Source organism: Brevundimonas sp. UBA7838 (assembly GCF_002500885.1).
Lineage (GTDB): Bacteria > Pseudomonadota > Alphaproteobacteria > Caulobacterales > Caulobacteraceae > Brevundimonas > Brevundimonas vesicularis_C.
In genome coordinates, this window is record NZ_DLTK01000129.1 from 1 (window position 1) to 9,583 (window position 9,583).

The window sequence follows — 9,583 nt, forward strand, 5'->3', positions numbered from 1 at the left end:
GAGGCGCGGTCCCGGCCAGCCCGCCCGTCAGCGCGCCGGTTATCGCCCCCGCGGCGGTCGTGGTCGCGGAGGTGACGACCTTCTGGGTCCAGGCGGGCAGTTTCTCGGACCAGGTCGAGGCCGGACGAATCGCCGACAGCCTGAGCGGCTGGGTGCGGGCCGATCGGGGCGCGGGGCGGTTCAATGTGGTGGTGGGCCCTTGGGACAGCGCCAATGCGGCCGAGGCGGCGCGTCAGTCGGTCGTGGCGCGAGGTTATGCGGGCGCCCTGTTGATATCCGGCAGCTGATCGCGCGGGCGGGCTTGCGCCGGGCGGCGTCGGCGCGCCATGAAGGCGCGTGACCCGTGGACAATTCATAAGCTTCGAAGGCGGCGAGGGCGCCGGCAAATCGACCCAGGTCGGGCGGCTGGTCGCGCGGCTGCAGGCGGTGCTGGGCGAGCGCAAGGTGGTGCGCACGCGTGAACCGGGCGGCTCCAGGGGCGCGGAGGTGATCCGCAATCTGGTGGTGGCCACGGACGCGGAGCCGTGGTCGGCCATGACCGAGACCTTGTTGATGTACGCCTCGCGCTCGGACCATCTCGAGCGGACCATCCGCCCGGCGCTGGCGGCCGGCGACTGGGTGGTGTGCGATCGGTTCGCCGATTCCAGCCGCGCCTATCAAGGCGCAGGCGGCGGCGTGGCGCAAAGCTTCATCGAACAGATCGATGCGGGCGTGGTCGGGGACGACCAGCCGGACCTGACCCTGGTGTTCGACCTGCCAGTCGAGGTCGGGCTGGAGCGAGCGTTCGGGCGCGGCCTGTTTGAAACGCGGTTCGAATCCAAGGGGCTGGAATTCCATCAGCGCCTGCGCGAGGGCTTTCTGCGCATCGTCGAGGCGAATCCGCAGCGTTGCGTGCTGATCGATGCCGTCGGATCGCTGGACGAGGTCGAGGCGCGAGTCTGGCAGGTTGTTCAGGACCGGCTGCTGTGAGCGATCACCCGCGTGACCGCTTCGACCTGATCCCAGATACGGCGGCGGAGACGGCGTTTCTGGACGCCTGGGAACGGGGGCGGCTGCACCACGCCTGGCTGTTGTGCGGGGTCGAGGGGACGGGCAAGGCGACCTTCGCCTATCGCGCGGCGCGGCGGTTGTTGGGCGCGGCGGCCGATCCGGCGTCCGGGCCGCTGGGCGCCCGACGCGATGATCCGGTCAGCCGGCTGATCTCGGCCCAGTCGCATCCGGACCTGCTGGTGCTGGAACGGCTGGTCGAGGGGGGTAAGACCAAAAAGTCGATCTCGGTCGATCAGTCGCGCGAACTGCCGGAGTTCTTTTCAAAGAGCCCGTCGCAAGCCCAGTTCCGGGTGGCGATCATCGACGCGGCCGACGACCTGAACCTGAATGCCGCCAATGCCTTGCTGAAGGTTCTTGAGGAGCCGCCCGAGCGCGGCGTGCTGTTTCTGGTGACCCATGCGCCGGGACGGTTGCTCGCGACGATCCGGTCGCGGTGCCGGCGGCTGAGCTTTCCGATCTGGACGCCGGAACGGCTGGAAACGCTGGTGCGCAACCGGACGGGCGCGGAGCGTGAGGACGCCGAACACGCGGCGATCATGGCGGGCGGATCGCCCGGCGCGGCCCTGGCCCTGGCGTCAGGCGCGACGTTCGAGATGGATCAGTTGGCGCGGCGCTGGGTCGAGGGCGATGTGGACCGGGCCGAAGCCCTAGCCATCGCCGACCGGTTCCGCGGCGCCGAGGGGCAGGAGCGGTTCGAGACCCTGATGGACCGGCTGATCGCGGCGGTGCGCATGCGCGCCTTGCAGAGCGCGCCGGGCGCCGGCAATCGATGGGCTGAACTATGGGAGCGGCTGCAGCCGCTGCCGGAACGGGCGGCGGGGCTGAACTTGGACAAGGCCGATGTGCTGGCCGGCGCGCTGGCAGACCTGAAGCGGGTTCAAGCCCAGCAGGAGCGGATGGGCTGATGCTGATCGACAGTCACGTGAACCTGCACGCGCCGCAGTTCGATGAGGACCGGGACGCCGTGATCGCGCGCGCGAGAGAGGCGGGCGTCGGGCTGATGGTGGAGATCTCCGACAAGCTGACGACCTTCGAGGCGACGCACGGCATCGCCATGGCCAATGACGACATCTGGTGCACGGTCGGCGTCCATCCGCACGAGGCCAAGGATGCGGCGGACCTGACGGCGGCAACCCTGATCGAACTGGCCCAGCGGCCCAAGGTGGTCGGGATCGGCGAATGCGGTCTGGATTTCCATTACGACTTCAGCCCGCGCGAGGTGCAGGCGGCGGTGTTCCGGCAGCATGTGGCGGCGGCGCGCGAAACCGGTCTGCCGCTGGTGATCCATACGCGTGAGGCGGACGATGTGATGGCGTCGATCCTGCGCGAGGAGTATGCCGTGGGGCCGTTCAAGATGTTGATGCACTGCTATACCAGTGGCGGAGAACTGGCGAAAATTGCTGCTGAAATGGGCGCCTGGTTTTCGGTTTCCGGCATCGCGACCTTCAAGGCGGCCGAGGACGTGCGCGCGGTGATCCGCGATATGCCGGGCGACCGGATCATCGTCGAGACCGACTGCCCCTATCTGGCGCCTATTCCGCATCGCGGACGGCGCAACGAGCCGGCCTACATAGGTCATGTACTGCACAAGCTGGCCGAGATTCGCGGCTGGAGCGCCGAGGAGGCGGACTGCGTCACGACCGAGGCCTTCTTCGGCCTCTTTGACCGGATACCCAGGCCCGCATGAGTTTCGAAGTCGTTATTCTGGGCAGCGGATCGTCGGGCGGGGTGCCGCGCGGGGACGGCGACTGGGGCGCCTGCGACCCGACCGAGCCCAAGAACCGGCGAACGCGCTGTTCGATGCTGGCGAGGAACACCGGGCCGGAGGGGGTGACCACTGTCCTGATCGACACTTCGCCGGATCTGCGCGAACAGATGCTGGCCAGCGGCACGAAACATGTGGATGCGGTTCTTTATACCCACGATCATGCGGACCAGACCCATGGGATCGACGACCTGCGCACCTTCGCCGCTCGGGCCGGGAAGCGGATACCGGCGTGGATGGATGCGGCGACGCACGGTTCGCTGACGCATCGGTTCGACTACATCTTCGAGAGCAAGTTCGGTTATCCGCCGCTGCTGGACGGACGGATCATTCCGCCGCATGGCACGGCCTGGTTCGTCGAGGGCGCAGGCGGCGCGATACCGGTGACGACTTTTGACCAGGCGCACGGGCCGATCCGCTCGGTCGGCTATCGATTGGGCGATGTCGCCTATTCCAGCGATGTGTCCGATCTGGACGAGGCGGCCCTGGCGGCCGTGGCCGGGTGCAAGCTCTGGATCGTCGATGCGCTGCGTTATGCGCCGCATCCGACCCATGCGCATCTGGACCAGGCCCTGGCGTGGATCGCCGCCGCAGAGGTGGAGCGTGCGGTGCTGACGAATTTGCACATCGACATGGATTACAAGGTGTTGTCGGCGCTTGTTCCCGAAAACGTCGAGGTCGGATTCGATGGCTGGAGCCGAGTGATCGGCTAGCTTGCGCCGGCCTTGTGGTTGTTCCAGTCGAATAGCTCTTCCAGCACCTGCACCGCCTGGCCGCGTTCCGACGTCAGATCAGGATCGCGGTTCATAATCAGCCGCGCATCGTCGGCGGCTGCCAGCATCAGGCCGCGGTGGCGGATCGGGTCGGCGAAGCGGTAGGCGGGAAAACCGCTCTGTTTCAGGCCCAAGGGATCGCCACCGCCGCGCAGGCGGAAGTCTTCCTCGGCGATGACGAAGCCGTCCTCGGTGCGACGCAGGGTTTCGAGGCGTTCTTTCGCGGTTTCACCCAGGGCGCCGTCCTGACCTCCATACAGCAGGATGCAGGAACTGGCCTTGGCGCCGCGACCGACGCGCCCACGCAACTGGTGCAACTGGGCCAGACCGAAGCGGTCGGCATGTTCGATGACCATGATGGAGGCGTTGGGCACGTCCACCCCGACCTCGACCACCGTGGTGGCGACCAGGACGGGCAGGCGGCCGTCGGCGAAGTCGGCCATGACAGCCTCGCGTTCGGCGCCCGGCATCTGGCCGTGCGCCAGGCCGACCTCGACGCCCAGCAGGCGTCGCAGATCGTCGGCGCGATCAACGGCGGCCGCCAGGTCGATGGCTTCGGATTCCTCTACCAGGGGACAGATCCAATAGGCTTGGGCGCCGCTCTCGACAGCGGTCTTCAGACGAGCGGCGACCTCGCCGATGCGGGCCAAAGGCAGGACGGCGGTCGTGACGGGCGTGCGGCCGGGCGGTTTTTCCATCAGGCGACTGACCTCCAACTCGCCGTACTGCGTCAGCTCAAGCGTGCGGGGGATGGGGGTGGCCGACATGGTCAGCAGGTGCACGGCGCCCAGGCGCGGGTCGCCCTTGGCTTGCAGTTTCTGGCGTTCGTTGACGCCGAACCGGTGCTGTTCGTCAATGACCGCCAGGGCAAGGCGGTCGAAGCGGACGGCGTCCTGGAACAGGGCATGGGTGCCGATGGCGACCTGGGCGTGACCCGAGGCCAGGGCAGCCAGTTTCTCGCGGCGCTGGGCCGGGGTGTCCCGGCCGGTAAGCAGGACCGCAGCGACGCCGGCCGCGTCCAGCATGGGGCCGAGTTTTTCGTAATGCTGGCGCGCCAGGATTTCGGTCGGGGCCATGAGCGCGGACTGGAAGCCGCTCAAAGCGGCGTCGGCCAGAGCGAGCGCGGCGACGGCGGTCTTGCCCGAGCCGACATCGCCTTGCAGCAATCGGCCCATCTGCTGGCCCGACGCCAGATCACGACGGATTTCGGCGACGGCCTGGGCCTGAGCGTTTGTGAGCTGGAAGGGCAGGGCCTGGAGCAGATGTTCGGAAGCTGCTCCAACTGCGATGACAGGGGCCGGCTTGATCTCGCGGGCGCGGCGACGGCGGGCCAGGGCCAGTTGGTGGGCGAGGAATTCGTCATAGGCCAGGCGCTGGCGGACCGGGGCATCGGGCGACAGGTCGATCTCGCCTTTGGGGGCATGCAGGGCGTCCAGAGCGGCGCGCCAACCCAGCCAGTTCTGCCTCTTCAGCCAGGCGGGGTCCTGCCATTCCGGCAGGTCGGGCGCGGCGGGCAGGGCGGCCTGGACCAGTTTGCGCAACTGGCGCGAGGTGAGGCCCTGCGTCGCCGGATAGACGGGTTCGGAGGCGGGGATGTCGGCCGCCTTGTCCAGCGTCACGATGTCCGGGTGGACGATCTGAACCTCGCCATTGAACCTTTCGACCTTGCCCGCGACCAACCGCGTCTCGCCGCGCGGCAACAGCCGGTCGATGTGCTGGGGCGAACCGCCGAACCAGACCAGATGCACGAAGCCGGTGGGATCGCTGGCCCGGACCTTTAGCGGCGCGCCAGGACGGCTGGGCGTGTAGAGGCGGTCGATGGTCACGGTGAAGACGCCCACCTCGCCATCGATGGCGGTAGCGGCCTCTGTAGGGCGACGGACGATGACGCCGGACGGGCTGAGGAACAGCAGATCGCGGACCAGCGGGCCCGCCACCTTTTGCACCAGAGGCAGGACGCGAGGGCCCACGCCCTTGAGGGTCGAGACCTCGGCGAACAGGGGGAAGAGAATCTGCGGACGCATCGCCGTGAACATAGCGTGACCATGACGGGTGGCGAAGTGCGTTCAGGAACGCTATCTGCGCTTCTTCCATTTGAAGACGCTAACGCTCGCCACGCGGTGGCTCGCTGCTTGAGCGTCTTCCCACTTTGCCGGGCAAGGATTCTTGTGGCCGAAATCGACGCGCGTCCCGAAAGCGAAATGACCCCTGAGCAGATGACGCCTGAGCGCAGGCAGCGGCTGGGACGCATTCAGTTCCGGGCCTGGCGGCGGGGCTTTCGCGAGGCTGACATGGTGCTGGGTCCGTTTTCCGATCAGGTCGCGCCGACCCTTACCGATGCGGAACTGGACCAATTCGAGCGGCTGATCGACGAGGAAGATCAGTGGCTTTACGGCTGGATCATCGAGCGTGATCCGACGCCGCCCGAGTTCGAGACGCCGGTGATGGCCAAGGTGCGCGCCTTCATGCGCGCCCACGTCGCGGCCGAAGTCGGCAAGGGAATCGGCTGATGGACGCCAAGGTCGAACACCGGACCGACGCCGATCTGGGCGGCGCGCCCGAGGGGCTGGACGCGCTGATCGTCGCCGAACGGATCAAGGCCGGGGGCGGCGTCGGCCTGTTCGTCGCACGCGACTTTCAGAGGTCGGGCAGCTTCGTTCAGGCGTTTCAGTTCTTCTCGAAAGATATTGAAGTCCTGGATTATCCTGCGTGGGACTGTCTGCCCTATGACCGACTGAGCCCCACGGCGGGAATCGCCGCGCAGCGGATGGCGACGCTGACGCGGCTGGCGATGCGCAAGCCTGGCGATGCGCCGGTTCTGGTCGTGACGACGGTGTCGGCGGCCATGCAGCGCACGCCGCCCAAGTCGGTCACGACACAGGCCGGGTTCGAAACCAAGGTCGGACGCGATCTCGATATCCAGGCGCTGGAGCGATATTTCGCCGCCAACGGCTATGTTCGGGCCTCGACCGTGTCGGAGCGCGGCGAGTTCGCGGTGCGCGGCGGGGTCGTCGATGTCTATCCGCCCGGCTTCGAGGAGCCGGTCCGGCTGGACATGTTCGGATCCGAGCTGGAATCGATCCGCACCTTCGATCCCGAAACGCAGCGGTCGACCGGCCAGATGACGTTCGTCTCCCTCGCGCCGGTGTCGGAGGCGCTGCTGGATGCGGCGGCCATCTCGCGCTTCCGCACCGGCTATCTGAACCTGTTCGGCGCGCCGGGCGACGACCCGCTGTATGCGACGATCAGCGAGGGCGCGCGGCGTCAGGGCATGGAACAGTGGCTGCCGCTGTTTTATGAGACCTTGGACAGCCTGTTCGACTATCTGCCGGACGACGCGGCGATCTTCCTCGACAACCAGGTCGAGACGGCCCGCGCCGAGCGATGGGATCTGGTCGCGGACGCCTATGATGCGCGCGCCGAGGCGGCCAAGGCCAAAGGACAGGCCAGCGCCAATCGCGCCTTGCCGCCAAAGCGGCTCTATCTGGACGCCGGAGACTGGAACCAGGCGCTGGCGGGTCGCGTCGTGCGTCGTTTCACGCCCTTCTCCACGGGAGGCGAGGATGCCGGCGGACGGTTGGGCAGAACCTTTGCCGCCGAGCGGGCGCAGGACAGCGTCAATCTGTTCGAGGCGGTGGCGGCCCATGCGGCGGCGCTGAAGGCCGACGGCAAGCGGGTGCTGTTCGCCTCCTGGACCGAAGGGTCGTCGGAGCGGCTGGCGACCATGCTGGCCGACCATGGGCTGGATCACATCGTCGCCGTGCGCGACTGGGCCGACGTTCAGGCGGCGCCGAAGGACCTCTATCTGCGCGGCGTCCTGCCGGTCGAGCATGGCTTTGTCACCGACGCCGTGGCGGTCATTTCGGAGACCGACATCCTGGGTGATCGTCTGGCGCGACCGCGCAAGAAGCGCCGCGCCTCGAACTTCCTGGCGGAGGCGTCGGCTCTGACGACGGGCGATCTGGTGGTTCACCTGGATCACGGTATCGGCCGGTATGAAGGGCTCAAGACGCTGGAAATCCAGCAGGCCCCACACGACTGTCTGGAACTGTTCTACGCCGGTGAGAGCAAACTTTATCTGCCGGTTGAAAACATTGACCTTCTGACCCGATACGGCTCGGACTCCGAGGGCGTCCAACTGGACAAGCTGGGCGGCGCAGGCTGGCAGGCCAGAAAGGCCAAGGCCAAGGAACGTCTGCGCGCCATGGCCGAGGGGCTGATCGCCCTGGCCGCCAAACGGGCGCTGCGCGAAACCGATGCGGTCACGCCGCCGCCGGGCCTGTTCGCCGAGTTTTGCGCGCGCTTCCCCTATGAGGAGACCGACGATCAGCTGAACGCCATCGGCGATGTGCTGGAAGATCTGGGCAAGGGCACGCCGATGGATCGCCTGATCTGCGGCGATGTCGGTTTCGGCAAGACCGAGGTGGCGCTGAGGGCCGCCTTCGTCGTCGCAATGACGGGGCAGCAGGTGGCGATCGTCGCGCCGACGACCCTGCTGGCCCGCCAGCACTACAAGACCTTCACCGAACGCTTCGCCGGCTGGCCGGTCAAGGTGCGTCAGTTGTCGCGGATGGTGGGGTCCAAGGAGGCGACGGAGACGCGCGCTGGGCTGAAGGATGGCTCGGTCGAGATCGTCGTCGGCACCCATGCGGTGCTGAGCGAACAGGTCGGCTTCCGCGACCTGGGCCTGGTCATCGTCGATGAGGAACAGCACTTCGGCGTCAAGCACAAGGAGAAGCTGAAGACGCTGCGCGCCGACTTGCATCTCTTGACTCTGACCGCCACGCCAATCCCGCGCACGCTTCAGATGGCGCTGTCGGGCATCCGCGAGATGTCGATCATCGCCACCCCGCCGGTCGATCGCCTGGCGGTGCGGACCTACGTCACGCCGTGGGATCCGGTGCTGGTGCGCGAGGCTCTGCTGCGCGAGAAATATCGCGGGGGTCAGGCCTACTACGTCGCGCCGCGCCTGAAGGACCTGCCCGCCATCGAGAAATTCCTGCGCGAACAGGTGCCCGAGGTGAAGTTCGTCGTCGGCCACGGCCAGATGAGCGCGACCCAGTTGGAGGAGGTGATGAGCGCCTTCTATGACGGGGAATATGACGTCCTGGTCTCGACTACGATTGTCGAGAGCGGGCTGGATATCCCGACTGCCAATACGCTGATCGTGCACCGCGCCGACATGTTCGGTCTGGCGCAGCTTTATCAGATCCGGGGGCGGGTCGGCCGGTCCAAGGCGCGCGCCTTCGCCTATCTGACGACCGATGCGGTCAAGCCGATGACCCTGTCGGCCGAGCGGCGGCTGCAGGTTCTGCAGTCGCTCGACAATCTGGGCGCCGGCTTCCAGTTGGCCAGCCACGATCTGGACCAGCGCGGCGGCGGCAATCTGCTGGGCGACGAGCAGTCGGGCCACATCCGCGAGGTCGGCGTCGAACTGTACCAGCAGATGCTGGAAGACGCCGTGGCGGAGCTGCGTGAGAAGGGCGAGGGACAGGCGGTGGATCGCGGTTGGTCGCCGTCGATCAATGTCGGCGCTTCTGTCCTGATTCCAGAAGATTACGTGCCCGACCTGAACGTGCGTCTGAGCCTTTATCGCCGTCTTTCCGACGCCGAACAGGCCGAGGATCGTGAAGCCTTGGCCGCCGAACTTATCGACCGTTTCGGGCCCTTGCCGGATGAGGCGCAGCAACTGCTGAAGATCGTCGGCATCAAGTCGAACTGCCGCAAGGCCTGCATCGAGAAGATCGACATCGGACCGCGCGGTGCGGTCCTGACGTTGCGCGACAACAGCTTCCCCAATCCGGCGGGACTGGTCGGGCTGATCCAGAAGAACCACGCCTTCTGGAAGATTCGGCCGGATCAGAAGATCGTCGTTTCAGGCGATTGGCCGACGGCGGAAGAGCGCCTGAAGGTGGCCGATAGGATCACCGCCGATCTGGCGCGGGTGGCAGGCGCGGCCTAACCGCGCCCCTTCATCTGTCGGATCAGGGCGCCG

8 protein-coding genes are annotated in these 9,583 nt (G+C 67.0%); 7 read left to right on the top strand and 1 reads right to left on the bottom strand.

Annotated elements, in window-relative coordinates:
- The 5 genes from B3T77_RS13700 to B3T77_RS13720 all read left to right on the top strand — a co-directional run.
- Positions 1 to 287: SPOR domain-containing protein (locus tag B3T77_RS13700; RefSeq protein ID WP_292080278.1), on the top strand; the 287-nt coding region annotated here is incomplete at its 5' end.
- 49 nt (positions 288 to 336) lie between these two features.
- A complete protein-coding gene (tmk, locus tag B3T77_RS13705; protein WP_066551396.1) occupies positions 337 to 969 on the top strand; it encodes a dTMP kinase in 633 nt (210 codons plus the stop codon).
- Positions 966 to 1,955 carry a DNA polymerase III subunit delta' gene (locus B3T77_RS13710; RefSeq protein WP_292080283.1) on the top strand — a complete coding sequence of 330 codons (990 nt, stop codon included), beginning with the start codon at positions 966 to 968 and terminating at the stop codon, positions 1,953 to 1,955. The genes tmk and B3T77_RS13710 overlap by 4 nt, the downstream gene beginning before the upstream one ends.
- Positions 1,955 to 2,737, top strand: coding sequence for a TatD family hydrolase (locus B3T77_RS13715; RefSeq protein WP_292080286.1), 783 nt, complete (start codon positions 1,955 to 1,957; stop codon positions 2,735 to 2,737). The genes B3T77_RS13710 and B3T77_RS13715 overlap by 1 nt, the downstream gene beginning before the upstream one ends.
- Positions 2,734 to 3,528 (top strand): MBL fold metallo-hydrolase, encoded by a 795-nt coding sequence (locus B3T77_RS13720; RefSeq protein WP_292080288.1) that lies wholly within the window; start codon positions 2,734 to 2,736, stop codon positions 3,526 to 3,528. Before B3T77_RS13715 ends, B3T77_RS13720 begins: the two co-directional genes overlap by 4 nt.
- On the opposite strand, the gene recG is transcribed toward B3T77_RS13720, so the two are convergent.
- Complete coding sequence (recG, locus tag B3T77_RS13725; protein ID WP_292080291.1) at positions 3,525 to 5,612, bottom strand: ATP-dependent DNA helicase RecG; 2,088 nt, start codon at positions 5,610 to 5,612, stop codon at positions 3,525 to 3,527. The two genes, B3T77_RS13720 and recG, sit on opposite strands and share 4 nt — an antisense overlap.
- Positions 5,613 to 5,756: 144 nt before the next feature.
- Between recG and B3T77_RS13730 the strand changes: the two genes are divergently transcribed.
- Positions 5,757 to 6,098: a succinate dehydrogenase assembly factor 2 gene (locus tag B3T77_RS13730; protein WP_055805011.1), complete on the top strand. Its 342-nt coding sequence runs from the start codon at positions 5,757 to 5,759 to the stop codon at positions 6,096 to 6,098.
- Complete coding sequence (gene mfd / locus B3T77_RS13735) at positions 6,098 to 9,550, top strand: transcription-repair coupling factor (RefSeq protein WP_292080295.1); 3,453 nt, start codon at positions 6,098 to 6,100, stop codon at positions 9,548 to 9,550. Before B3T77_RS13730 ends, mfd begins: the two co-directional genes overlap by 1 nt.
- Positions 9,551 to 9,583: the final 33 nt, after the last annotated feature.

Coding starts and splice junctions, on each gene's coding strand:
- B3T77_RS13715 (WP_292080286.1), top strand. CDS start 1,955: ATGCTGATCGACAGTCACGTGAACCTGCACGCGCCGCAGTTCGATGAG.
- B3T77_RS13720 (WP_292080288.1), top strand. CDS start 2,734: ATGAGTTTCGAAGTCGTTATTCTGGGCAGCGGATCGTCGGGCGGGGTG.
- recG (WP_292080291.1), bottom strand. CDS start 5,612: ATGCGTCCGCAGATTCTCTTCCCCCTGTTCGCCGAGGTCTCGACCCTC.
- mfd (WP_292080295.1), top strand. CDS start 6,098: ATGGACGCCAAGGTCGAACACCGGACCGACGCCGATCTGGGCGGCGCG.